The sequence below is a fragment of the Granulicella paludicola genome (genome assembly GCF_025685545.1).
GTDB classification, from domain to species: domain Bacteria; phylum Acidobacteriota; class Terriglobia; order Terriglobales; family Acidobacteriaceae; genus Granulicella; species Granulicella paludicola.
The window spans coordinates 130278-154601 of the sequence record NZ_JAGSYC010000026.1 but is presented as its reverse complement, the minus strand read 5'-3'; the positions used below and the strand labels follow the sequence as shown (position 1 = coordinate 154601).

At 61.0% G+C, this 24324-nt stretch carries 16 protein-coding genes and 1 tRNA gene; 11 read left to right on the top strand and 6 right to left on the bottom strand.

Annotated features, from left to right (window positions below; translation table 11 throughout):
* Window positions 1-25: 25 nt before the first annotated feature.
* The 3 genes from bamA to OHL14_RS16170 form a co-directional block, all read right to left on the bottom strand.
* Window positions 26-3040, bottom strand: coding sequence for an outer membrane protein assembly factor BamA (gene bamA / locus OHL14_RS16180; RefSeq protein WP_263380411.1), 3015 nt, complete (start codon window positions 3038-3040; stop codon window positions 26-28).
* A gap of 333 nt (window positions 3041-3373) precedes the next feature.
* The gene (gene xrtJ, locus OHL14_RS16175) at window positions 3374-5017 is read right to left on the bottom strand and encodes an exosortase J (protein ID WP_263380410.1); all 1644 of its coding nucleotides are present in this window, start codon (window positions 5015-5017) and stop codon (window positions 3374-3376) included.
* A gap of 123 nt (window positions 5018-5140) precedes the next feature.
* The gene (locus OHL14_RS16170) at window positions 5141-5332 is read right to left on the bottom strand and encodes a PExPT-CTERM protein (RefSeq protein WP_263380409.1); all 192 of its coding nucleotides are present in this window, start codon (window positions 5330-5332) and stop codon (window positions 5141-5143) included.
* A gap of 340 nt (window positions 5333-5672) precedes the next feature.
* Between OHL14_RS16170 and frr the strand changes: the two genes are divergently transcribed.
* The gene (frr, locus tag OHL14_RS16165; RefSeq protein WP_263380408.1) at window positions 5673-6257 is read left to right on the top strand and encodes a ribosome recycling factor; all 585 of its coding nucleotides are present in this window, start codon (window positions 5673-5675) and stop codon (window positions 6255-6257) included.
* Between the two features lie 92 nt (window positions 6258-6349).
* Here the strand turns inward: frr and folP are convergent, their stop codons facing one another.
* Window positions 6350-7306, bottom strand: coding sequence for a dihydropteroate synthase (gene folP, locus OHL14_RS16160; RefSeq protein WP_263380407.1), 957 nt, complete (start codon window positions 7304-7306; stop codon window positions 6350-6352).
* Window positions 7307-7429: 123 nt separating this feature from the next.
* Between folP and dacB the strand changes: the two genes are divergently transcribed.
* On the top strand, window positions 7430-9100 hold the full coding sequence (dacB, locus tag OHL14_RS16155) for a D-alanyl-D-alanine carboxypeptidase/D-alanyl-D-alanine endopeptidase (RefSeq protein WP_263380406.1): 1671 nt from the start codon (window positions 7430-7432) through the stop codon (window positions 9098-9100).
* An 81-nt stretch (window positions 9101-9181) separates the two neighbouring features.
* Here dacB and OHL14_RS16150 read toward each other — a convergent pair whose 3' ends face one another.
* Window positions 9182-9418, bottom strand: a complete 237-nt coding sequence (locus tag OHL14_RS16150; protein WP_263380405.1) for a hypothetical protein — start codon at window positions 9416-9418, stop codon at window positions 9182-9184.
* Between the two features lie 174 nt (window positions 9419-9592).
* Here OHL14_RS16150 and OHL14_RS16145 point away from each other — a divergent pair.
* The 3 genes from OHL14_RS16145 (at window position 9593) to aqpZ (ending at window position 12948) form a co-directional block, all read left to right on the top strand.
* Window positions 9593-9679: transfer RNA gene (locus OHL14_RS16145), tRNA-Leu, on the top strand.
* 226 nt (window positions 9680-9905) lie between these two features.
* Window positions 9906-11978, top strand: a complete 2073-nt coding sequence (locus OHL14_RS16140) for a M13 family metallopeptidase (RefSeq protein WP_263380404.1) — start codon at window positions 9906-9908, stop codon at window positions 11976-11978.
* Between the two features lie 217 nt (window positions 11979-12195).
* On the top strand, window positions 12196-12948 hold the full coding sequence (aqpZ, locus tag OHL14_RS16135; RefSeq protein ID WP_263380403.1) for an aquaporin Z: 753 nt from the start codon (window positions 12196-12198) through the stop codon (window positions 12946-12948).
* An 88-nt stretch (window positions 12949-13036) separates the two neighbouring features.
* Here aqpZ and OHL14_RS16130 read toward each other — a convergent pair whose 3' ends face one another.
* Entirely contained in the window at window positions 13037-14755 is a 1719-nt protein-coding gene (locus tag OHL14_RS16130) for an amidohydrolase (RefSeq protein ID WP_263380402.1), read from the bottom strand.
* Window positions 14756-15011: 256 nt separating this feature from the next.
* Here OHL14_RS16130 and OHL14_RS16125 point away from each other — a divergent pair, with 256 nt between their 5' ends.
* From OHL14_RS16125 to OHL14_RS16100, 6 genes are all read left to right on the top strand, one after another.
* Entirely contained in the window at window positions 15012-16358 is a 1347-nt protein-coding gene (locus tag OHL14_RS16125; RefSeq protein WP_263380401.1) for a hypothetical protein, read from the top strand.
* Window positions 16359-16538: 180 nt separating this feature from the next.
* Window positions 16539-19178 carry a DNA topoisomerase (ATP-hydrolyzing) subunit B gene (gene gyrB, locus OHL14_RS16120; protein ID WP_263380400.1) on the top strand — a complete coding sequence of 880 codons (2640 nt, stop codon included), beginning with the start codon at window positions 16539-16541 and terminating at the stop codon, window positions 19176-19178.
* Between the two features lie 191 nt (window positions 19179-19369).
* Entirely contained in the window at window positions 19370-21283 is a 1914-nt protein-coding gene (locus OHL14_RS16115; RefSeq protein WP_263380399.1) for an amidase, read from the top strand.
* A 57-nt stretch (window positions 21284-21340) separates the two neighbouring features.
* A complete protein-coding gene (locus OHL14_RS16110; protein ID WP_263380398.1) occupies window positions 21341-21697 on the top strand; it encodes a hypothetical protein in 357 nt (118 codons plus the stop codon).
* A gap of 70 nt (window positions 21698-21767) precedes the next feature.
* Complete coding sequence (locus tag OHL14_RS16105; protein WP_263380397.1) at window positions 21768-23162, top strand: hypothetical protein; 1395 nt, start codon at window positions 21768-21770, stop codon at window positions 23160-23162.
* Window positions 23163-23244: 82 nt separating this feature from the next.
* Window positions 23245-24315: a zinc ribbon domain-containing protein gene (locus tag OHL14_RS16100; protein WP_263380396.1), complete on the top strand. Its 1071-nt coding sequence runs from the start codon at window positions 23245-23247 to the stop codon at window positions 24313-24315.
* Window positions 24316-24324 lie beyond the last annotated feature (9 nt).

Below are 24324 nucleotides of genomic sequence, written 5' to 3'. Positions count from 1 at the left end.
CTTCTTACTTCTCTCTACTGTCTGCTTAGAACGTTGTCGAGACTGTCAGGCGGAAGGTCTTACGCGGTTCGCGCAGGATGTAATCCGCACCGTACAGCTGGACTGCCTGCTGGTAGGTGTAGAGACCGGCTTCCGAGGTGGGGAAGAGGTTCTTGAAGCAGGCCGTCTGACCGACTGCGCAGGTCTGAGGCAGAGCAAGCTGCTGCGGCAGGTCCTTGTAGAGGCGGAGCGGGTTGTAGGCGTAGTAGAGACGCATGGGAGCGTTGACGATCGGCAGGATGACCTGCAGCTCGGCACCGTTCGACATGCGCGGGACGAAGTTGGTTCCCTGCACTGTCTTGAGGTAGAGCGGGAAGTTGACGTTCTGTCCGCCGAAGCAGGAGCCGTTGACGATCGTCGGGCAGCCATAGAGTGGGCTGGTGAGGGTCGAAAGACCTTCGACGCTCTGGCGCAGCTGCGAGCCGGAGCTATTGAAGACCATGCCGAAGTCGGTGAAGAAGGCGAAGGTGACCTGGTTCACGATCGGGATACGGTACTCGAGGTTGGCGGTGAAGTTGGTGTCGCCACCGACGGCTGCGAGGCGGTAGATGGGCAACGGAATGGTGACGTTGCTCAGCGTCGGGTTGGTGGGATCGCGCGGTACGGTGCTTCCATCCGGATTGGTGAGGTTGAAGTTCACCTTGGTCGGGATGAAGACGTAGGGCGAGCTCGAACGAATGTCGAAGCCGCGGACTTCGTTTTCGCCGCCGGAGTAGATACGCGAGAAGGGAGGAGCAACCTGTCCACCGTAGCCTGCGATGTTCGATAGCAGCAGGCGGTAGCCGAGGACGTTGTGACCTTCCTTGTTGATCTTCAGACCCTTCATGGGGAAGAACTGACGGTAGCTGATGGTGGGCGAGTAGTACTTGGTGTTGCCGCCTACGCCCGCCATCTGGAACGCGATGTTGAAGTCCTTACCGTTGTGCGGGCCGACGGCGCGATCCAGCGTGGAGAAGCTGAAGGTCGGCGTGACGATGGAGGTCACGATGCCGTTGAGCTGGTTTGCGCCAGCGATGCCGGAGCGGAAGGCCAGCGTCTGGAAGACGTTCAGCGTGTTCTGGTTGAACGTCGTGATACCTGAGCGCGACAGCGAGTACGAGAGGCCGACACGCGCCACACCGGAGCGGCGGAACAGCTTGCGCAGCGCCGTGCTGGTGGAGACGGTGACGCCCTTGGTGGACTGGTTGTAGTTGTTCAGCAGCGAGTTCTGCGCGTTGGTCAGGTTGGCACTCTGACCGTTGGCGATCGCGTAGCTCTTCGACGGGTTGTAGTCGAACTTGCTGTTGAACACCTGCACGCCGAGCGAGACGGGCTTGTTGCGTAGGTAGGGCTCAGTGAATCCGAGGCTGAGGTTACGCGAAAGGTCGCCGATGTTGGCGCTGACCGAGAGCGTTTCGCCGAGGCCGAGGAAGTTGTTAGTCTCGTAGTTGGTGCCGAGGAACGAACCGGACAGACCGCTGACACCGCCATTGAGGCCGATGGAGTTCTTACCCTTTTCGTGCAGCTTGATGAGGAGGTCGACGGTGCCCGCGTCGGCGTTCTGGCGGGTTTCGACGTCCTGCTCGGTCTTCAGCGTATCGAAGTAGTTCAGCTGGTTGAGGCGCAGCAGCGAGAGATCGACGAGACGGCTGTTGTAGACCTGACCTTCTTCCACCAGAATCTCGCGGCGGATGACCTTGTCGCGGGTGATGGTGTTGCCGGTGAACTCGATGCGCGATACATAGAACGGCTTGCCTTCGTCGATATCGATGTTGAGATAGACGAGCTTCTTGGCTTCATCAACACGCGGGGTCGGGGTGCCGACCATGTTGATGTAGCCGCCTTCGCCGTAAGCTTTGCGGAGCTGCTCGAGGCCCTTGCCGAAGAGCGTTGCGTTGAAGTATTCGCCATCCTTGACAGCGAACTGCGCACGCAGCGCCTTCACGTTGGAGTAGGCCTTGTTGCCGCTAAAGGTGATGCCGCCGAGGCGATAGCGCTCACCTTCATCCACGGGGATGAGGATGTCGACGCGCTTGCCGGTGGAGGGATGCAGCGTGAGGGGATTGATGCCGCCGGCGTTGCGCACGTTGGTCTGCGGCTCGCCGGTAAGGGCCTTGAAGTAGCCGCGGTCACGGTAGGCGGCGCGGACACGCTCGGCATCTTCGTCCAGCTTGCTGGCGTCGAAGGTGCGCGGGAAGATGTTTTCGAGGAAGATCGAGTGCGGGATGCCGATGGGCTTGAGGTTCTTCATCGCCGCAACGAGGGTGCGGTGATCGAGTGCCTTGTTGCCCTCGAAGGCAATGGTGCCGACCTTGACCGTTGGGCCTTCCTTCACGTTGAAGGTCAACGCGATGGCGGCAGGAGGAATGGTCTTGATCTCGGTCTTGATGACGGCGAACTGATGTCCGTGCTCACCCAGCATCTGCTGGATGACGACTTCGGCGCGCTTGACCTTGGTGGGGTCGAACTGGCTCTCAACAGTGAGACCGACCTTCTCCTTTTTGAAGCGGTCCAGAATGTCGGACGTGGAGATGGCGTTGATGCCCTTGTAGTTGATCTCGCGGATGGTGGGTTTTTCGCGGACATAGATTTCGAGCTGCAGACAGGTGGGCGTGTTGATGCGCTCGATCTGGATGCTGTCGAAGTAGCCGGTGTTCCAGAGCGAGTTGAAGTCTCGCTCCACCACAGCGGGGTCAAAGGCGTCACCCGGTCGCGAGAAGAGACGCGCGAGGATGGACTCCTTAGGGATACGGCGGTTGCCGATCACCTGGGTCTGGCAGAGCACCTGCGGCGCGTTTTCGGCGCTGAAGCGGGACTGCGCCTGGACCTGCGCGGCGGCAGACGGCGTAAACGCGGGGACGAAGGCCAACACGGCGACGGTGCCCGCGACGGTGCCAACAACGGTGCCAAGCGCAGCGCGCAATCCATGGCCAAAGAGGCCAGGGTGGCTCGAGCGCGCAAGCACAGGCTGTGTCTTGCAGGGCTGAATCTTGCTATTCAGGGAGCTTGCGCTCACTCGCATTCCGGAAAAGATAACCACACCCTCACTGCTCTTTAAATCTGTTGATCTTATGAATCGCTTGCCCTGCAATCTGCAAAGGGAAGAGTCTTGATTATAGGCGACCCGCCGCACTGAGAGCGACCTTGGGGGTCAGTTCTGAGTGCTTTCTGCGCAGCCTCCCCACTTTCGGGGCAAAGGTATGAGCAAAGCGAAGCAGCCCCCGGCGTCGGCGCGCGCGCCATTCCATGCGCGGTTGCTGGCAAAAGAGCGAAAGTCGACCGTACCAGGGTGTCGTTTGGGCAGAGTGGAACGCGGGTGCCGGGGCTGTTGCCTGATAAAGAGACCTTTGGCCTTTTAACGCTGGCTGTACGGCTTGGTGAGCGTGACGAGGTCGATTTGGTGCAGGAATCGTGTGAGCGTCGCTGCGAGCTTCGGTTCAGCCTCGCTGGTCGGAGCAAGCACATCGGTCGAAGACACGCGTAGAAGTACCGGAACAGGGCGGTTCTGATCGGCCTGCAGAGGTACACCGCGGTGGGGGCGCGCATAGATGAGGGTGACGTGTTCGCTGGTCTCGGAGTACTGACGGCAGGCGCCGTTGTCGCAGACGGTGGAGGCTTCGAGCTTCTGCTGCACACCGTTGTTGTAGGTGGCGGCCGTGAGATCGATCTCGCCGTTCTGCGAGTCGGCGGTGATCTGTCCGTGCCAGGTGGGATCTTCCCCGCGAGCGATGTGGCAGATCTCGGCGTCGTGCATGGACATCTGCGGGGAGATGCCGAGATCGACGTTGGCAGAGGTTCCGCCGGGGACTGCGGGCGGTTCGGCGTACTCGCCCCAGGTGTAGACGACGATGCCATCGAGCAGGGTGTCGTTCCAGGTACGTACCAGCGTAAAGTCGCCGATGTGTGCGGGCAGAGCGGGAATGGCCTGAGCAGCGCGGGCTGCCTGAGCTTCGACGCGATACTCGTGTGCGACCTCAAAGCCGAAGATGGCGGAGAGAGCGATGAGGGCGGCGACCTTGGCGAGATAGGTTTTGACGGGTGCGGTGGGTTGCGGCGGAGCGAAGGGCAGGGGGTCGCGGCGGAGTTTGCCTGCGACGGTGAAGAAGATGGCCAAGGCGCAGAGGAAGAGCGTGCCGCCGATGAGGTAGTCGGCAATCTTGGCATGGTGCTGCAGCCACGGGTAGGGCAGCGCGATCTTGTAGTAGATGACCAAAAGGCAAAGCCGAAGGAAGTTGAAGATATAGCCGAGAGCGACGGCTCCGATGACGACGGGTACGTAGACTTTGGCGCGGAAGCGATAGAGGTAGCCAACGACGACGGCGGCCATGCCCAGCGTGATGGCACCACGAATGCCGTTGCAGCCGGGCGCGATGAACATGCCGAAGTCAGGGGTGAACATGAGACGCAGCTTGTCTTCGGTAAGCTGCTGGCCGAGTGCATGAGCAAAGGCGCGGGCAACGTGCGCTGAGGCGTGTTGCAGCGGCAGATCGATGCGGCGGCTGAAGGTCTGCGGCACGGGGATGACGGCCCACATGAAGAGCACCGGGAACCAGGCTGCTCGTAGCAAGGGTTTGCCGCCGAAGAGCAGGACGAGGCCGAGGGCGTAAAGAACGGCGAGCAACGGAAGCGGGGGAAGCTGCAGCAGCCAGTCTTTATTGACGGTGATGATGAGCAGGGTCTGATCGCGCAGGAACATCAGAGCGGCAGTGGCGGCGAGGATGCCGAAGCCCCACCAGGAGCCGTGGGCTTTCCAGCCGATGGAGCGCCAGGCTCGCAGGATAAGAAGGTAGCTGATGAGGGGGACGACGAGTCCCATGGACTTGAGGTCGTCGGTGAGCCAGATGCCGACGAGGGAGCGGGCGGAGTCCCACACGGTGAGCAGACCGACGAGTGCGCAGAGGGTAGCCAGCGCGGCGACGGTCAGGGGGGAAAGGGTCGCTGCAGCGGGGCTGCGATCAGGGGATGGGTCTGTAGCGGAATGAAGTGCGGGGCTGGACACGCGTTTCAGGCACCATCCCGGAGGTGGGTTCCAGGCTTTGGAAGAACACACCCGACCTTCCACCAGAAGTGGGTATCCTCCCAGAAATGGGCATAGCGAAAGCTACGAGAGAACGTCTGAGGGTTACAGGTTTTTGTTGGTGCGACGGGCGCGCACGCGGGTGCGCAGAGCGGAGACGGCGTAGGCGCCACCGGCAAGGCTGGCGAGGATAAGCGTCGGATTTTCAGGCGAGTCATCGCAACCTCCCTGGGCCTGAGCCGGGATAGCGACGAGGAGAGCTACAACAAAGGACATCAATAAAAGGTACTTCTTCATGTGGTTCCCGTTTCCGCCATAGATCGCTAGCCAGTGGCTGGAGGAGGTGACTGATACAGGAAAGCTTCCCGGACTTCCAATCGGTGTCTTTGAAGTCAGGTGGATCAGGAGATTCCCTAGACGAACTATACCAAGGATAGGGACAGGTCCAACGTAAAGTCAACGCGAAGTTTCGTATGATTTTGGTACAGATACATGCCCTTGGTAACGTTTTACAAGGGAATCTGGATGCACAGAGAGTTGCTTCGCGCGTAGGAAGGCTCGCTGTAGAATCGTCGAGTAGGGAAGTCAGAGCGGCAAGGCCAAGTAAAAGCTCGTCTTCCAGGGAGGCAGGAACACAATGGCATCGGTCATGGCAGGAATGGAAGCCCTTTCGGGCGTATATGACGACCTAAAGTCACGTATGAGCAAGACGGTAGATGATTTTCGGACGAGCCTGGCCGGGGTACGCACGGGCCGCGCCTCGGTTCATATGCTTGATAACGTGAAGGTCGATTACTACGGTACGGAGACAGCGATCGCCCAGGTGGCGCAGGTGACGACGCCTGAGGCCAATCTGATCGTGGTGCAGCCGTGGGAGCAGTCGCTGGTGACGGTGATTGAGAAGGCGATCCGGACGAGCGGACAGGGCTTCAATCCGATGCATGACGGCAAGATCATCCGCGTGCCGGTGCCTCCGATGACGGAGGACCGTCGCAAGGAGGCGGTAAAGTCGCTCTCGGGCACGGTGGAGGACTATAAGACCTCGATCCGCAATATTCGTCGCGATGGTAACGAGACGGTGAAGAAGGCGGCGAAGGACAAGCTCATTTCGGCTGATGACGAGAAGCGGGCGAACGAAGAGATTCAGCAGCTGACGGACCTGGAGATCAAGCGACTGGAAGAGCTCTTCAAGGCGAAGGAAAAGGATTTGCTGACGCTGTAGGACGAGTTTCAGTTTGGAATTACCAGAGAAGGGCTGCTCCGGTTTGTGCCGGTGCAGCCCTTTCTGTCTTGATTGCGTGAAGTTGCGTGTTCCTATCCGGCGGCTAGAAGGGCGTCGGCGATGGCGGCGGCTTCGCGGGCGGGTTGAAGCTCGTGGACGCGAAGGATGTGGGCTCCTGCGAGGATGGCGGCGGTGTTACCGGCTACGGTGGCCATGCGGCGGCTGTCGGCCGAGGACAGGCCGTGCGGCTGGAGCGTTTGCACGGCTTCGCCGAGGAAGTGCTTGCGTGAGAGGCCTGCGAGGATGGGGCGGTCGAGCTGATTGAGTCGGCAGAGTTGGGCGAGGAGGGTGAAGTTCTCCTTGCCGCGTTTGCCGAAGCCGAAGCCGGGGTCGATGACGAGGCGATCGGTGTCGATACCGGCGGCCTCCGCTGTGACGACGCCTTCGCAGAGGCCGCCGAAGATGGAAGGCAGCAGCTCGTCGGGTGGGAGCGGGGCCTGCTTGCGCCACTCGTGCGGACGGCCGCGGGTGTGCATGAGGACAAGGCCGCAGCCGGAGTCGGCTACGGCATAGGGCATTTCGAGATCCCAGAGCAGGCCGGAGACATCGTTGATGATCTCTGCACCGAGGCGGGCGGCGGCGCGGGCTGTCGCCGCGTGGTAGGTGTCGACGGAGAGGATGGCAGCGGGGCGCTCGCGGAGGACGGCTTCGAGGACGGGGAGCAGGCGGTCCTGCTCCTGTTCGGAGGTGAGCGGAGTTGCGCCCGGGCGGGTGGACTCGGCACCGAGATCGAGAATGTCGGCGCCGTTATCGAGGGCGTTGATGGCGGCGTTGATGGCGAGTTGGTTGGTGGCCTGCCGCAGGGCGGTCAGAGGCACGGTTGAGACCGGGGTCGGGTCATCGTCCACGGGCTGCACGAGATGGCCGTCGCCCGAGAAGCTGTCGGGGGTGACGTTGATGATGACCATCAGGAGAGTGCGCTCGCCCAGGGCGAGGCGGCGAGACCGGAGCTGCCAATCGTAGGGGGTGCGCGCGTGCAGGAGGCTCATGGGGTCACGCTCGCGGAGGACGTGCGTTCGCGAGAGCGTGGATGGCCCTGAGGGGGAATTTGGAGCAAGTGGGAGCGGTGGGTTTCCAGAGGCAGGCACTTGCGACATTGTAGACTTGCGCCCATGCGGATGAAATCGGTTCACCTCGTCGTGATGGGGCTGCTGTTTGCCGGGATGAAAGTACCATCGGTTACATCAAATGCGCCAGCGCAAAGCGCGAATATGACAAGTTCGACATTGTCTGTGTCGTCTGGATCGACGCCTGCCTATGCCGGGTCGTATCCAACAGAAGCGAGTTCGGATCTGGGGCGTCAGATTATGACGCTGCTGGCGGAGCCGACGGCGGCGCGGGCACACTGGGGCATTGCGGTGACTGCAATGGACGGGACCCCGATTTATGGGCTGAACGAGGGCAAGCTGTTTCGGCCTGCTTCGAACGCCAAGCTGTTTACGACGGCGGCGGCGATGACGCTGCTGGGACCGGAGAGTGTGACGCGGACCGAGGTGATTGCTGACTCGCTGGGCAGCGACGGCGTGGTGCGCGGGGATGTTTGGCTGCGCAGTACGGGCGATGCGAACCTGTCGGGGCTGGCGTTTCCGTATACGCCAGTGGCGGGAGAGACGCCTGCTTCGAGTGATCCATTGAAGGCGATCGATGATCTGGCGGCGCAGGTGGCGGCGCGGGGAGTGAAGCGTATTGCAGGCAAGGTGATCGGCGACGATACGCAGTGGATATGGGAGCCGTATCCAACGGCGTGGGCGATCGATGACATGCCGTGGGGGTATGGAGCCCCGGTGTCGTCGCTGACGGTGAACGACAGCGAGATTACGCTGACGGTTCATCCTGGGTTGAGGGCGGGGGATGCGGCGACGGTGACGCAGTCGCCGGATGCGGGGTTTTACACGCTGAACGTGCATGTAAATACGACCGCGGCGAAGTCTGCGAACCGGATCAACGTGGAGTGGCCGGTGGGTTCGAAGCTGGTGTCGGTGACGGGTGAGATTGCCGTCGATGGCAAGGACACGGAGACGCTGGCGGTGAGCGATCCTCCGCTGTTTGCGGCGGAGGCGTTGAAGGCGCGGCTGATCGCGCATGGCGTGGCGGTGGAGGGCGAGGCCAGTGCGAGTGAGCGGCCTTCGACGGCGGTGGATGGATTTACGAAGCAGTCGCGGACGCCGGTGGACCTGCCGAAGCCGGGTGAGCCGCTGAAGGTGGCGACCGAGGTCTGCAACGACGGATGCGGGGAGGTGCTGGCGAGCCGTGTGTCTCCGGCGCTGCTGCAGGACGTGACGTACACGCTGAAGGAGTCGCAGAACCTGCATGCGGAGATGCTGCTGCGGCGGCTGGGACGGAACTACGGGACGGAGGCGTCGTCGGCACAGGGAGCGCGGGTGGTGCGGCAGTTTCTGCTGAACGCGGGGCTGAGCGGGGATGACTTTTTGTTCTATGACGGCTCAGGGTTGAGCGATCACGACCTGGTGGCTCCGCGGGTGACGGCGCAGTTGCTGCTGTGGGCTTCGAAGCAACCGTGGTTTGTGCAGTGGAAGGCGGCGCTGCCGCTAGGTGGCGTGGATGGCACGCTGGCGGGGCGGTTCAAGGAGCCGGAGCTGAAAGGCAGGGTCTGGGCGAAGACGGGCACGCTGGGCGAGTCACGCGGACTGGCTGGGTATGTGCAGACGGCGAGCGGGCGCTGGGTGATCGTGGCTATCTATGTCGATAACCATGCGACGTTTGGGTCGATGGACCGGGCGGTGATGGACAAGATTGTGGCGGCGGTGGTGAAAGCCGAGTGATACGTGACAAGTGCTAAGTGGTAAGCAGGTGATCCATTCGGCACGTGGTTCACTTATCAATTACCACTCGTCAGTTGCTTTTTAGGGCTGGCTGTTCTTCTTGATGAAGTCGCGGAGGGCGAGGTTCTGCTCGAGGGCCTTGGTCACGCCCGAGTCCAGCATCTTGAGCCATTCATCAGCGGGGGCCTTGAGTTCGGCCATGCCGAGGAGGTAGCTCGTCTGCACGATCACTTCGAGGGAGTTGGAGAGTTCGTGCGCGATTCGGCGCATTTCGATGGCGGTGTGTTCGGGGATGTACTGGGCGGTAGAATCGGGCATGTAGTTTTTAGCTCTCGGTGCTGTAGGACGAGGATTCCTCGTCGAGGGATTCGATGAGTGTATAGGGTATAGATGCCGCGAGCGGGTCTGGAAGTTGGAAAGAGGGATAAGCTCTGGTACACTAAGTTCTCACGCAGCAGTTGTGCGGCAGTATGCCAAGACGCGCTGAAGTGAGCCGAAATGGCGGAATTGGCAGACGCGCGTGGTTCAGGTCCACGTTCTCGCAAGGGAGTGGAGGTTCGAGTCCTCTTTTCGGCACCAAAATTTTGAAGTATCGCAAAGCCCACTCATGTAGTGGGCTTTGCTGCATTTGGGGTGGGGATGAGCGTTTTGGGGCCGCTACAAGAAGCAGGTCCTTCGCTTGCACCCCAACGAACAAAGAACGTTCGCTGGGGGCCCCGCCTGTGCTCAGGAGGACAATGCATTTGTTTCGGTTTGGTGGTGGCGCAGGCGGCTGTGTAGGATGGGCGGCAGGAGATTCCCCCCTTTGATTTCTTTGAATCGTTTGAAAGCTGTCGTGCTGGGCGCGAGTGTAGCCGTGGGCGCCGCCTGTCCCGCGTGGTCGCAGGTTGGTGCGGATGCCGCGAAGCCTTTGACTGAAATGCCGTATTCGCCGTCGCTCGATCTGACGAGCATGGATAAGAGCGTCGACCCGTGCACGGATTTCTATAAATACAGCTGCGGCGGTTGGATGAAGAACAATCCGATCCCGGCGGACCAATCGACCTGGAGTGTGTACGGCAAGCTGACAAACGAGAACCAGCAGTTTCTCTGGGGAATCCTGACGGAAGATGCGAAGCCGAGCGCGACGCGCACGCCGGTGCAGCAAAAGGTCGGCGACTACTTTGCGGCCTGCATGGCGACCGATGCGATCGATAAGGCGGGCGATGATCCGGTGCGCGTGACGATCGCGCGGCTGCAGGGATTGCGAACTCGCGAAGAGATCGACGCGCAGATTGCGCAGTTGCATCGCGGCCAGATGGGCACGTTCTTCTTCAACGCAGGCACGGAGCAGGACGCGGCTGATTCGTCGACGATCATCGTGGGCGTGGGTGGCGGTGGACTGGGTCTGCCGGACCGCGACTACTACACGAAGACCGATGCGAAGAGCGTTAAGCTGCGCGCACAGTATGTGACGTACATCAAGAAGGTGCTGGAGCTGCTGGGTGAGAATGCCGATCAGCAGAACGCGGATGCGGCGGCAACGCTGCGTATCGAGACGGACCTGGCAGAGGCGCAGCTGACGCGGGTAGAGCGGCGCGATCCGCATGCGATTTATCACATGATGACACTGGCGCAGCTGCAGGCTATGGCTCCGGCGATTGACTGGAAGAACTACTTCCAGCTGCAGGGAGCGCGGAATGTGGAGTCGTTGAATGTGTCGCAGCCGAAGTTCGTGCAGGCGGTGCAGACGGAGTTGACGACGGAGCCGCTGGCTGCTCTGAAGGCTTATCTGATTTTCCATGAGATTACGGCGGCTGCGCCTTACCTGGCGAAGCCGTACCGCGATGCAAACTTCGATTTCTACTCGACGACGCTGCGGGGTGTACCGCAGATGCCTCCGCGCTGGAAGACCTGCACGCGTGCGGTCGATCGCAACCTGGGCGAGGCGCTGGGGCAGGAGTTTGTGGCACGGACGTTTTCGGCGGACATGAAGGCGAAGACGCAGCTGATGACCGAGCAGATCGAGCAGGCGATGCAGGCGGAGATTCAGGGGCTGACGTGGATGAGCCCGGCGACGAAGCAGGAGGCGCTGCGGAAGCTGCATGCGATCAAGAACAAGATTGGCTATCCGGAGACGTGGCGGGATTACAGCTCGCTGACGGTGAAGCCGGATGATTACTATGGCAACTCCCTGCGAGCGGAGGAGTTTGAGAACTATCGGCAGTGGCACAAGCTGGGCAAGCCGGTGGACAGGAACGAGTGGGGCATGACGCCTCCGACGGTGAATGCGTACTTCGATCCGCAGATGAACGACATCAACTTCCCGGCGGGCGTGCTACAGCCACCGCTGTATGACCCGAAGATGGACGACGCGCCGAACTACGGCAATACGGGCGCGACGATCGGGCACGAGCTGACGCATGCCTTCGACGATGAAGGACGGCAGTTCGATGCCGAGGGCAACCTGAAGGACTGGTGGACGGCGGCGGATGCGAAGGGCTTTGAAGACCGCATCAACTGCCAGCGTAACCAATATGCGCAGTACATCGCGGTGGACGACATCCACATCAACAGCAAGTTGACCAGTGGCGAAGATGTGGCCGATCTGGGTGGCACGCTGCTGGCATACATTGCGTGGAAGAAAGAGACGGCGGGGATGAAGCTGGGCAGTGTGGATGGGTTCACGCCGGACCAGCGATTCTTTGTCGGCATGGCGCAGTGGGCTTGTGAGAACGCTCGACCGGAGGACCTGCGGCTGCATGCGGCGACGGATGAGCACTCGCCGGGGTTTGCCCGCATCAATGGAATTGTGAGCAACATGCCGCAGTTCCAGAAGGCGTTCAGCTGCAAGGTGGGACAGCCGATGGTGCACACGCCTAGTTGCAAGGTGTGGTGAGACAGGGAGTAGGGAACAGGAAGCAGCGAGTAGAAGAGCGATGGGGAGAGGCTTTGGCCTCTCCCCGTTTGTTTGTGTGGATGCCTGGTCGCGCGTTGGCGTCGATGTTTACCGGGGGCTTTTTTGCCGGTACTGTGATGATTTGCGTATAGACTGGCAGCGTCATTCGGACCAATTTTTGTGCGGTACGAAATCCTTTTCGAACGATGGAGGATGTATGCAAATCACTCTCACGCGCCGTTGTGTCGCTGAGTTTTTCGGAACCTTCTGGCTGGTCTTTGGCGGTTGCGGCTCAGCGGTGCTGGCCGCGGCGTTTCCGCAGTTGGGCATCGGCTTTGCCGGTGTCGCACTGGCGTTTGGCCTGACCGTGTTGACGATGGCGTATGCCATTGGACACATCTCGGGCTGCCATCTGAACCCGGCGGTGACGCTGGGTCTGGTGGTTGGCAAGCGGTTTCCGGCGAAGGAGCTGGTGCCGTACTGGGGGGCGCAGGTGGTTGGCGGCATCGCGGCGGCTTGGGTGTTGTATGGCATTGCGAGCGGCAAGCCGGGCTTCGTAATTGGTGGCTTCGCATCGAACGGCTATGGGGTGAACTCGCCCGGCGGCTACAGCCTCGCGGCGTGTCTGCTGGCAGAGGTTGTGCTGACGTTCTTCTTCCTGATGGTGATTCTGGGCTCGACCGACCAGCGTGCGGCCAAGGGCTTTGCACCGTTGGCGATTGGGCTGTGCCTGACGTTGATCCACCTGATCGGCATCCCGATCACGAACCTGTCGGTGAACCCGGCGCGGTCGACTGGCCCGGCGCTGGTAGCAGCGTATGGTGGCGGCACCTGGGCGGTGGCGCAGCTATGGCTGTTCTGGTTGGCGCCACTGGTCGGAGCAGCAATCGCCGGCGTCTTTTACGAGCTGGTACTGGCGGAAAAGGAACGGCCTCCGGTAGAGGAAAAGCCTGTCGCCTACGCAGCTTAGCCGTGACTTGTTGCTGGGCGGTGGCGATGTGAAACAGAATGGGGAGAGGCTACTGCCTCTCCCCATTTCTGTTTGTTGGCAATGCTGTTTACTGGAGCGAGCCGCCGTCGTCGTCTGCTTCGCCTTCGCCGTTGCCCTTGGGCGCGGGAGGCGTGCTGGCGGTGCGGACGGTGGGGTACTTGATGCCTAGCTGGTCGAGGTAGGTGGGGTACTTCGAGGCGTCGTAGTAGAACTTCTTCAGCTCAGGCTTGTACTTCTCCATGATGGCCTTGTTGAGGAAGGTGGAGGGCTTGTCGGTGGGGCGCAGGAAGGGGATGTAGTGCGCATCCTTGGTGGTCTGATTCTCCTTGAAGTAGGCCTTCGCGTTGTCGAGCAGCTTGGGCTGTGTCATCAGTGCGAAGAGCGTGAGGGCCTGTACCTTTGCGCCTACGATGGCTCCCTTGTGGGCGATGGGCGTGGCCATGGCGATGCCGTTGGCCCAGTTGTGGCCGGGGAGGTTCGGGATGTTCGAGGGATAGCGCAGGACGATGGTGGGGACGTTCCAGCTTATGTCGCCGATGTCGTCCGAGCCACCGCCGTAGTAGTCTTTGGCTTCCTTCGGGGTCTTCAGTTCGTCGAGTTTGTCGGCGAGTCCCTTCTGCTCGACGCCGAGTTCCTTCTGGAGAGCCTTGGCGAGGGTCTCGTCGTCGTCGGACCACTTAGGCAGGCCGATGAGCTTGGCGTTGTTGGTGACCTCTTCGGCGATGGGCTTGTTGAAGAAGCCGGGCCAGGCTGCGCCGATGAGGTTGGAGTCCCAGCTGACATTGGCCATCTCAGCTGCGCCGGCTGCCATGTGGTTGCCGGCGTCCCAGAGGCCCTTGATGTGTTCGTAGTCGGCTTCGCGGAAGAAGTACCAGTTGGAGGCGGACTGCGGGACGACGTTTGGCTGATCGCCGCCATCGGTGATGACGTAGTGCGAGCGCTGTTGCAGGCGGAGGTGCTCGCGGCGGAAGTTCCAGCCGACATCCATCAGCTCAACGGCGTCGAGAGCGCTGCGACCGCGCCAGGGAGCAGCGGCGGCATGGGCGCTCTCGCCGTGGAAGTGATACTGGACCGAGACGAGGCCGTTGGTGGAGTTGCCTCCGTAGGAGGCACCGAGGTTATCGCCGACATGTGAGAAGAGGGTGGCGTCGACGCCCTTGAAGTAGCCGTCGCGGATGTAGTAAGCCTTACTGCCGAGCTCCTCTTCGGCGACGCCGGGCCAGATCTTGATGGTGCCGGGGATGTGGTTCTTTACCATGATGTCCTTCACGGCAAGGGCGGCGACGATGTTGACGGCGTTGCCGGAGTTGTGGCCTTCGCCGTGGCCGGGAGCGCCGGGGACGATGGGATCGTGATACGCGACGCCGGGCTTCTGCGAGGCCTGCGGGATGCAGTCGATGTCGGAGCCGAGCGCGATGACCGGGCCGCCGGTGCCGTTCGACCAGGTGGCCATGTAGGCGGTGGGAATGTCGGCGATGCCGCGCTCGACCTTGAATCCGTTCTTTTCAAGCAGGGCGGTGAGGTACTTCGAGGTTTCGAACTCCTGGAAGCCGAGCTCGGAGAAGCTGTAGAGAGTGTCGATCATGACCTGAACGAGCTTGGCGTTGCCGTCGACCTTGGCGATGATCTCTTTGCGGAGGGCTTCGGTCTGCTCGGGGGAGAGCGTGGAGGCGGCTGCGGTGGGTGCGGCTTGTGCGAAGACGGGTGTAGCGGCGGACCAGAGCAGGGCCGCTAAGGCGAGGCCTGCGGTGAGCTTTCTGGCGAGAGGACGAGTGGGTTGAGTCATGTTCGGTTCCTTCGAAGTGAGGTGGATGGGGAACAAGAGACAAAAGACGCGATGTTGCCGACAGGTTTGCCGAGGAGAGGAAGCTTCTAAGCAGAACGTCAAGGTTCGCCGAAGGGGTCAGAGGCCTGCAGGTACAAGGAATGCGGGTGGATGCTTCGAGTTTTGCCGCAAAGACGGTGCCTGTCAACTCTGAGGTAGTGGGCGCTATGGACGGTATAACTAGAGAGCGCAGGATGGATGCTGCGCGAGGGATCGCGTGGCTGAACGTGCAGACGAAGGATTGCCGAGGTTGCTGGCTGCGCTGACCGCGCCGATGTGCGCGTGGTCGACGCTGGCGCGATGGATGGCGATCTTCGCGGCGGTGCTTCTCGGTGTGGGTACGACGCTGATGCTCGTGTCGCTGCCGACGGTATTTCACTCGCCGGACTCTTCGCACTATCTGCAGATTGCAAATGGGCACACGATCGACGTAATGCAGCCGTTTGCTTCGAGACAGCTGGGTGCGCGGGTGGCGGCGTGGCTCGGGCGGTTATTCGGCGGCGATGTGCGGCTGGGGTTTCTGGTGCAGGCGGGGCTGTCGCTGGTGTTTGCTATGGGGGCAACGTGCTGGCTGGCGGCGCGGACGACCGCTCCGCGCTGGCTGCTGGTGGCACTGATGCTGGTGCCGAGTTGGTCGGTGTTGGTGCAATATCTGGTGCTGCCGGACCTCTGGTATGCGGCACTGCTGGCGGGGTTGCTGGTGCTGCTGGCGAAGGAGCGCTATCTCTGGGCGGCGCTGATGATGTGGCCGCTGATGCTGTCGCGGGAGAGCACGTCGCTGACGCTGGTGTGTTTTCTGGCGGCGGGCTGGGCGCGGTGGCAGCGACGCGAGCGGTGGATGTACGCGGGCACGGCGGTGGCGAGTGCGGGGATTGCCAGTGTGGTTGTAGGGCGACTTGCGGCGGGAAGTCCGGGCAACAAGGAACACCTGCCGCAGATGGTGTACCTGTTTGCGAAGGTGCCGTGGAACTTTCTCCGCAACGTGGTGGGTATGCAGCCTTGGAGTGATGCCAATACCGACCTTTGCAGGGTGCCGGTATGGAGCATCCCCGTGCGTATCGGGTCGATGCATGCCGTAGGGACGTGCGGTTTCTCGCTGGTGCAGCAGTTGATTGCGGTGGAGGGGACGCTGACGAACTTCGGGTTGCTGCCTCTGCTGGCGGCGGTGCTGTGGTGGCGGCATCGGCGATGGGCGGGACGAGAACAGAATCCAGCGCGCAGCGTGCTGTTGCGGTTTGCGCTGCTGTATGGAGGGGTCTGCTACGTGCTGGCTCCGGTGCTGGGAGCGGGTTTTGTGCACCTCATGCAATATGCCTGGCCGCTATTCCTGGTGGCGGTGCCTCTGCTGTTGGAGGAGTTTCGGCGGGAAGATCTGGACACGAGGCAGAAGGTGGCGCAGATCGGATTTCTGGCGATGCATCTGCTGGTGCCGCTGGTACTGCTGTGGCCGTGGTTTTTGTCGCGGCAAGTGTTTGCGCTGGCGATTTGGGGGGCAGGTTACCTGCTCTTGAGGGAGTGGCTAGGATTGCCGATCACCGAAACTGTTTCTGCCACTGTGAAATAGCGGATTTATGCAGGATTGACGCGGGGATTGTGCAGATTTCAATGGGCGGGATTCACAGCATCCGCGTGGTAAAATCATGACAGGGAAAACCACCTTAGGCGGCGTTCTTCCCCCTGTACTTTCAGCGATTTCGGTCGTGTTCGAAGGTACGTACCTTTCACGCCGCCAGCCGGAGTTCGATTGTCAACGCAAACCCCTCTGCCGGACCCACAAGATCCGAAGAACGCGATTCCTGAAGCCGGTTCCTATACCGGCGAAAACATCACCATTCTGGAAGGCCTGGCGGCCGTCCGCCTGCGTCCTGCCATGTACATCGGTTCGACCGGTGAGCAGGGCCTGCATCACCTGGTGTACGAGGTCGTTGACAACTCGGTGGATGAGGCGCTGGCTGGCCATGCGACGCGGATCGATGTGACGATCCACTCGGACAACTCGATCACGGTGGTCGACGACGGGCGTGGCATCCCCGTGGACAACAAGACGCTGCCTACCGGTGAGGTGCTGCCTGCGGTGCAGGTGGTGCTGACGATGTTGCACGCCGGCGGTAAGTTCGATGCTTCGAACTACAAGGTTTCGGGCGGTCTGCACGGCGTCGGTGTGAGTTGTGTGAACGCCCTGTCGCAGGAGTTCGACGTCGAGATCTGGCGCGATGGTTTTACGTGGACGATGGATTACAGCAAGGGTGACCCCATCAGTGAGCTGCGCAAGCTGGGCCCTACCAAGCGCCGTGGCACGAAGGTCCACTTCCTTCCTGACAAGTCGATCTTCACGGTGACCGAGTACAACTACGACACGCTGGCGAACCGCCTGCGTCAGCTCGCCTTCCTGAATAAGGGCATTGAGATCTCGCTGAGCGATGAGCGCCAGCTGGATGCCAAGGGCGAGATGAAGACCCAGAACTACAAGTACTCCGGCGGCATCGCGGAGTTCATCAAGCTGCTGAACAAGGGCAAGCAGGTACTCCACGAGAAGCCCATCTACATGGAGGCCGAGGTCGGCCAGCTGGTGATGGAGATTGCGCTGCAGTACAACGACGCGTACTCGGAGACGGTGTTCAGCTTCGCGAACAACATCAACACGGTGGACGGCGGCACGCATCTTTCGGGTTTCCGCACAGCGCTGACCCGCACGATCAACGTGGCTGGAGCTTCGCTGGGTCTGTTCAAGGATGTGAAGGAGAACCTGAGCGGCGATGACGTGCGCGAAGGCCTGGTGGCCGTGGTGAGCGTGAAGCTGCCGCAGCCGCAATTTGAAGGACAGACGAAGGGCAAGCTGAACTCGGATATTGCAGGCCAGGTTCAGGCGTTTGTGAACGAGCGCCTGGGAGCGTTCCTCGAGCAAAATCCGCAGGTAGCTCGCCGCATCATCAATAAGGCGATCGACGCGGCCCGCGCTCGTGAGGCTGCCCGCAAGGCACGCGATCTTACGCGCCGCAAGGGTGCGCTCGATGGCGGCGGTCTGCCGGGTAAGCTGGCGGATTGCTCCGAGCGTCGGCCTGAGATGTGCGAACTCTATCTCGTCGAGGGTGAGTCGGCCGGTGGTACTGCGAAGCAGGGCCGCGATCGTAAGTTCCAGGCGATCCTTCCGCTGAAGGGCAAGATTCTCAACGTCGAGAAGGCCCGCTACGACAAGATGCTGGGCCATGAAGAAATCCGCGCGATGATTACGGCGCTGGGTTGCGGTATTGGCAAGGACGACTTCGATATCGCGAAGCTTCGCTACGGCAAGCTGATCCTGATGACCGATGCCGACGTCGACGGATCGCATATTCGTACCCTGCTACTGACGTTCTTCTTCCGCCACATGAAGGAGCTGATCGATCGCGGGCATGTGTACATCGCGCAGCCGCCGCTGTACCGCATTAAGAAGGGCCGCTTCGAGCAGTACATCAAGGACGACCGCGAGTACGAGCAGGTGATGATCAAGCGTGCCAGCGATGGCATGGTGATCCGCTATGGCGATGCGGGCGGACGCATCGAGGGCAAGGACCTGACCGAGTACATGAAGTCGCTGAGCGACTACCATGCGGTGTTCGACAAGGTGCTGAAGCGTATCCGCAACGAAGAGGTCGTAACAACGTTTGCGGAGATCTTCGCGAGCGATAAGAAGGACGCCGATCGTCGTTTGGATTTCGAGTCGAAGACGAAGCTGGAAGAGATGCGCAAACGCTTGAAGGACATGGAGCGCACGTATCAGTTCAAGTCGGTGTCGGATGTGCAGTTCGATGAGGAGCACCGTTTGTACTCGGTGAGCTTTGTGGATGCACAGGGCGCGGAGCGTCGCATCGACTGGACGTTGGCGCTGGGTGCGGAGTCGCGAATGCTGCTGGCGCGGCAGGCGCAGATGGGTGCAACGCTGACGGGGCCTTTCCTGATTGAGTATGCGGCGAAGGGCGCGGCTGCGGCTGCGAAGACCGATGCCGAGGCTGCAGAGCAGGTGCTCGAGGACACGGAAGAGGTCGAACTCGAGGGCGCACAGGATGTCGGCGCAGAGCCGGTTGCCGCGAAGCCTGCGAAGAAGAACGCAAAGGTTTCGCAGGACCCGGTTGAGAAGAAGAGCGCTCGCGAGGTCTTCGAGTACGTGATCGAGCAAGGCAAGAAGGCGTATGACGTACAGCGCTACAAGGGCCTTGGCGAGATGACGTCTTCGCAGCTATGGGATACGACGATGGACCCAGCCCGCCGCACACTGGTGCAGGTGAAGCTGGAGGACATTGCTGCGACCGAAGAGATCTTCACGACGCTGATGGGTGAGGATGTCGAGAGCCGCAGAAAGTTCATCGAAGAGAACGCGCTGGATGTTCGGAACCTGGACGTCTAGTTGGTTTTGAAGGGGCTGGGCTTTAGCCCAGCCGTCAAATGTATTCAAACGTTCTACCTTGCACCTGTTCGCCTATGGCGAACAGGTGCAAGGTTCTTTTATGGGTATACCTATGGCTGGGCCAAAGCCCAGCCCCTTCAAAGCTCATTCATCTAAGCCAGAAGTATGTGCGGAGGTGCAATAATTTCGGCATGACCCCTGATGCGAAGTTGTCCCCCGCCGATGAGACGCGCCGCCGCTTCCTGACCCTCTCGACTGCTGCTGGTATCAGCAGCACTTTGTTTCCCGGCGTGCTGCTGGCACTGGCCGCGCACACCGCGGGCGCGGAAGATCCCGCGACATGGAAGCCGATTACGCCGGAGATGGTGGAACAGGCAGCGGCGATTGCCGGGCTGAGCTTTACAGAGGAGCAGCGGAAGGAGCTGGCGGGTGGGCTCGCCTCGTTGCAAGGCGGCATTGATGACGTGCGGAAGCTGAACCTGCCGAACTCGGTTGAGCCTTCGCTGGTTTTTGATCCGGTGCCGTCGGGCATGGTGCTGGAGACGGAACGCAAGCCGATGAAGCTGGGGCCTGCGCCGCGTGTCGAGGTGCAGGTCGATCCTCATGCCGAGACGGCGCAGGAGTCGCTGGCGTTTCTGACAGTGCGCGAGCTGGGAGAGTTGGTGCGCACGCGCAAGGTGAGTTCGACTGCGCTGACGAAGATGTACCTGGCACGGCTGAAGCGCTATGATCCGCTGCTGCACTTCGTCATCACGTTCACCGATGATCGCGCGATGAAGCTTGCAGCGCAGGCGGATAAGGAGATCGCAGCGGGCAAGTATCGCGGGCCTTTGCATGGCATCCCCTGGGGAGGCAAAGACCTGCTTGCGGTGAAGGGCTATCCGACGACGTGGGGAGCGGGGCCGTATATGGACCAGCACTTCGATGAGGATGCCGAGGTGGTGAAGCGGCTGGATGCGGCGGGTGCGGTGCTGATCGCGAAGCTGACGCTGGGTGCGCTGGCGCAGGGCGATCTGTGGGGGTCGAAGGAGCGCAATGGCCGCACGCGGAATCCGTGGAACCCGAAGCAGGGTTCGAGTGGCAGCTCGGCGGGCAGCGCGAGTGCGGTGGCTGCTGGTTGCGTGGGGTTTGCAATTGGGACGGAGACGCAAGGGTCGATCTCGTCGCCAAGCACGCGCTGCGGCACGAGTGGATTGCGGCCGAGCTTTGGGCTGGTACCGCGCACGGGGGCAATGGCACTCTCGTGGTCGATGGACAAGATCGGTGCGATCACGCGGTCGGTTGAAGATTGCGCGGTGGTGCTGCATGCGATCTATGGGCCGGACCAGCATGATCTTTCGGTGCAGAACGCGGCGTTCAATCCGGACTTTACGGTGGATGTGAAGAAGCTGCGCGTGGGCTACATCAAGTCTGCGTTCGATATGCCGGAGTTGCAACTGCCGGAGAAGCCGAAGGACGCAACCAGCAAGCAGCTTGAGGCGTATGAGCTGCGCGTGGAGCGAGTGAAGGCGGGTCATGCGCGTGAAGCGTATGACATGCAGTATGCGACGAAGACGCTGGATGTGCTGCGTGGGATGGGTGTGGCGTTGACGCCGATGGAGCTGCCGAAGTTTCCGTTCGATGCGATTACGCCGATGCTGACGGCAGAGGCCGCAGCGGCGTTCGATAACCTGACGCGGTCGGGGAGAGATGCGGAGTTGGTGGGGCAGCTGCCGTTCGATTGGCCTGCGTCTTTCCGGCGAATGCGGTTCTACTCTGCGGTGGACTATATCAACGCGTCACGTGCGAGGTCGCTTGCGATTCAGCAGATGGCCGCGGCGTTTGCGCCGTTCGATGTGATCGTGACACCGAGCAGCGGGATGCAGCTTTCTGCCACGAACCTTTGCGGGCAGCCAGCTGTGATTGTGCCGAATGGTTTGCGTGGGGACGATGCTCCACCGTCGCCGAACAATGGTGACGGCGATCGCCAGAATGCGGGCGGCCCGGGCACGCCGGTGTCGATTACATTCCTGGGGCAGCTGTATGGCGATGCGAAGGCGTGCGCACTGGCGGCGGCGTATCAACAGAAGACGGGATTTCACAAACTGCATCCAAAGCTGGGGTAGTTTGCTGCCCCGGCTGGGGTGGGGACGTTCCATCCGCCGTCGAGATATACTCGTGCTGTGCAGCGCTTCCGAGCCATCGCCGCGATACTGATGTTCGTCGTGATGATGCCGTTGGCGCATGAGTGCACGGTCGCCTCGGGTGCTGCGACGGCTCAGCGCGATTGCTGCAAACACAAAGCTGATGCTTGCTGCGATGGGCCTTCCAGGGTCTGCTGCGCGACGCAGGCGCCCGCCGATAACTCTTTGCTTCCATCTCAGGACGTTTCGCGGCTGGTCCTGCCGCCACTCACTATCGCGGTCGAGTACACGGACAGCGGCGATAGCTTGCATGTGCGTTTTGCCTCCACACGTTTGCCTGCGGAGCACTCGCCGCCTGGCCTGATGATCGTGGCCACAACTATTCTGCGTATCTGATAACACCTTCGATTGCTTGCGACCTGCATGCACCCGCATGCCTGCGTTCCATTTGAACCGAAGGAGTTTTATGAAGCACTTTTTTCTGCCGGTGATGCTACTGGCGTGTTCGCCCGTCGTTGCCCAAGCGCAGATGGTGATGTCTTCGAAATCGTTGATAGAGGCTGAGCAGCAGCATGGCTCATCAGGCACGAGCATCGAGCCTGCTAGCAGTCCCGTGCCGATGATGATGACGAACAAGGATGGCTGGCAACTGATGCTGCATGGCAATGGGTTTGCTGCGAACACGCAGCAGCAGGCCAAGAACGAGCGCGGTCGCGATGCCTTCTTTTCGACGAACTGGATCATGCCGATGGCGCAGCATAAACTGGGGCCCGGTACGCTGACGGTGCGTACGATGCTTTCGTTGGAGCCAGCGACCGTCGGCAGACGGAATTACCCTGAGTTGTTTCAACAGGGAGAGACGGCGTATGGCGCGCCGATTGTCGATGGACAGCATCCGCATGATTTTGTGATGGAGCTGGGTGCGCTGTATGACGTGCCGTTGGGCAGGAGTGTGCTGTTGAGTGTATATGCTGCGCCGGTGGGTGATCCCGCGATTGGGCCGACGGCGTATCCGCACAGGCAGTCGGCGAGTGAAGATCCAATTGCCGCACTGGGGCATCATCAGGAGGACTCTACGCACATTGCGTTCAACGTGGTTACGGGTGGCGTGACCTACAAGTGGGCGCGTGTGGAGTTGTCGGGCTTTCATGGTGGAGAGCCTGATGAGCATCGCTGGGCGTTCCAGGGATCACCCAATGGACACGCGGTGGACTCGGTGGCGACGCGGTTGACGATGTCGCCGACCGCGGACTGGACGAGCCAATACTCGATTGCGCACATTCATTCGCCGGAGGCGCTGTATCCGGGCGAAGACCAGCAGCGGCAGACGGCTAGTGTGATGTATCACCACACGTTCTCGCGGCAGTCGATGCCGAAGATGAGCGGCGATATGGGTGGCATGGATATGTCGTCGATGCCGGGCATGAAGATGGATGCTGCTCCAAAGGTAGCGCCAGCGATGTCGATGGAGGCCGAGCCACGTACCGATCTTTCAGCGACGGCGATCTGGGGACGCGCGAAGTCGCTGACCGATAACAGCAAGGAGAACAGCTACCTCGCGGAGGCGCTACTGCGGTTCGCGTCGCAGAACTATGTGTGGACGCGGATGGAGAATGCGGGGCGTTCGAATGAGCTGGAGTTGACGCCAGGTACACTGCTGTCGAAAGGCTTTCAGGAAGGCCCGATCGGGCATGTGGCTGCGTATACCGTGGGATATGATCGCGACTTCGCTTTGGGGCCGCACCTGCTCGCCGCACCGGGAGCGCAGTTCACGGTGTATCGCACACCCGAAGTGTTGAAGCCGATCTATGGCGCTACGCCGACGGGTGAGGTGCTGTTCGTGCGGTTTCGGCTGCGCTGAGGTTCAGCGACAAGACAGGCCCTATACTTAGGCGGATAAAACTTGGGCTGTTCTGCGAGTGCCCGGAAACGAGATTGAGACGATGGCAGTGAGCAAAGGTCTGAGACTTTCAGAGAGATGGTTTCAGCGCGGTCTATGGCTGATCGCCATCATCTTCGCGGGTTTTCTTATCGGGCTGGGCAGGCTGGTGGTTGGCGATCTGCCGAAGGTAGAGAAGCCGATCTCCGCCGAGAGCTTCATGGACCCGGTGCCTTTGCATGACGCACGTTTACGTCTTGGCAACGACGAGGACGCTCTCAAGCAGAACGACGATGCGCTGAATACGGCGGAACTGAACACACAACATGCGGCAGAGGCGACTCAGACAGAGCAGGGAAGTTTCGACAACTGGGTCGCTACGCGGTCGGCTACAGAGCAGTCGAGTCAGAATCCGGAGCTGGTTCGCCGGACCAAGCGGCTGGATGAGGTGAAGGCTGCAGAGCGGTCGTTGCAGCAGAAGCAGGATGCGCTTGAATCAGCACATCTGCAGTTGCAGCAGGCGCGCGACGCGGACCAGGCAGCGGAGCAGCGAGTGGAGGCGGCTGGGCAGGTCGGATACGAGCGCGAGGTGCGCAGGAATGAACTGCACGTCTTCCTTCTGCGACTTGCGATCACTCTTCCGTTGTTGCTGCTTGCTGGTCTGCTGTTCGTAAAAGCGAGAAAGAGCTCGCAGTGGCCCTTTGTCTGGGGCTTTATCTTTTTTGCACTCTTCACGTTCTTCGTGGAGCTGGTGCCGTATCTTCCGAGCTACGGCGGCTATGTCCGCTATATTGTGGGCATCGTACTCACGCTTGCCGTCGGCAACTATGCCATTCGCGCACTGCGACGCTACCTGGAGAAGCAGAAGGCGGAGGAGTTGAAGCCGGAGCAGGAACGGCGTAAGGACCTTTCGTACGATATGGCCCAGCTGCGTTTGAGCAAGAGGGCCTGTCCTGGCTGTGAGCGCCCGCTGGATTTAGCAGACCCCACCAGCAACGTGTGCGTCCATTGCGGTCTGCTGGTCTTCGATACGTGCCAGCAGTGCGGAACGCGCCAGACGGTGTTTACGCACTTCTGCCGGATGTGCGGGCTTGCGAAGGCAGCACGACCGCAAGCCTCGCAAACAACTTTATAAACTTGATGA

What these genes read in the sequence shown, in the direction of transcription:
- OHL14_RS16170 (WP_263380409.1), bottom strand. Translation starts at nt 5,332, where the DNA reads ATGAAGAAGTACCTTTTATTGATGTCCTTTGTTGTAGCTCTCCTCGTC.
- frr (WP_263380408.1), top strand. Translation starts at nt 5,673, where the DNA reads ATGGCATCGGTCATGGCAGGAATGGAAGCCCTTTCGGGCGTATATGAC.
- OHL14_RS16105 (WP_263380397.1), top strand. Translation starts at nt 21,768, where the DNA reads ATGAAGCACTTTTTTCTGCCGGTGATGCTACTGGCGTGTTCGCCCGTC.
- OHL14_RS16130 (WP_263380402.1), bottom strand. Translation starts at nt 14,755, where the DNA reads ATGACTCAACCCACTCGTCCTCTCGCCAGAAAGCTCACCGCAGGCCTC.
- aqpZ (WP_263380403.1), top strand. Translation starts at nt 12,196, where the DNA reads ATGCAAATCACTCTCACGCGCCGTTGTGTCGCTGAGTTTTTCGGAACC.
- OHL14_RS16115 (WP_263380399.1), top strand. Translation starts at nt 19,370, where the DNA reads ATGACCCCTGATGCGAAGTTGTCCCCCGCCGATGAGACGCGCCGCCGC.
- OHL14_RS16150 (WP_263380405.1), bottom strand. Translation starts at nt 9,418, where the DNA reads ATGCCCGATTCTACCGCCCAGTACATCCCCGAACACACCGCCATCGAA.
- dacB (WP_263380406.1), top strand. Translation starts at nt 7,430, where the DNA reads ATGCGGATGAAATCGGTTCACCTCGTCGTGATGGGGCTGCTGTTTGCC.
- bamA (WP_263380411.1), bottom strand. Translation starts at nt 3,040, where the DNA reads ATGCGAGTGAGCGCAAGCTCCCTGAATAGCAAGATTCAGCCCTGCAAG.
- OHL14_RS16100 (WP_263380396.1), top strand. Translation starts at nt 23,245, where the DNA reads ATGGCAGTGAGCAAAGGTCTGAGACTTTCAGAGAGATGGTTTCAGCGC.
- folP (WP_263380407.1), bottom strand. Translation starts at nt 7,306, where the DNA reads ATGAGCCTCCTGCACGCGCGCACCCCCTACGATTGGCAGCTCCGGTCT.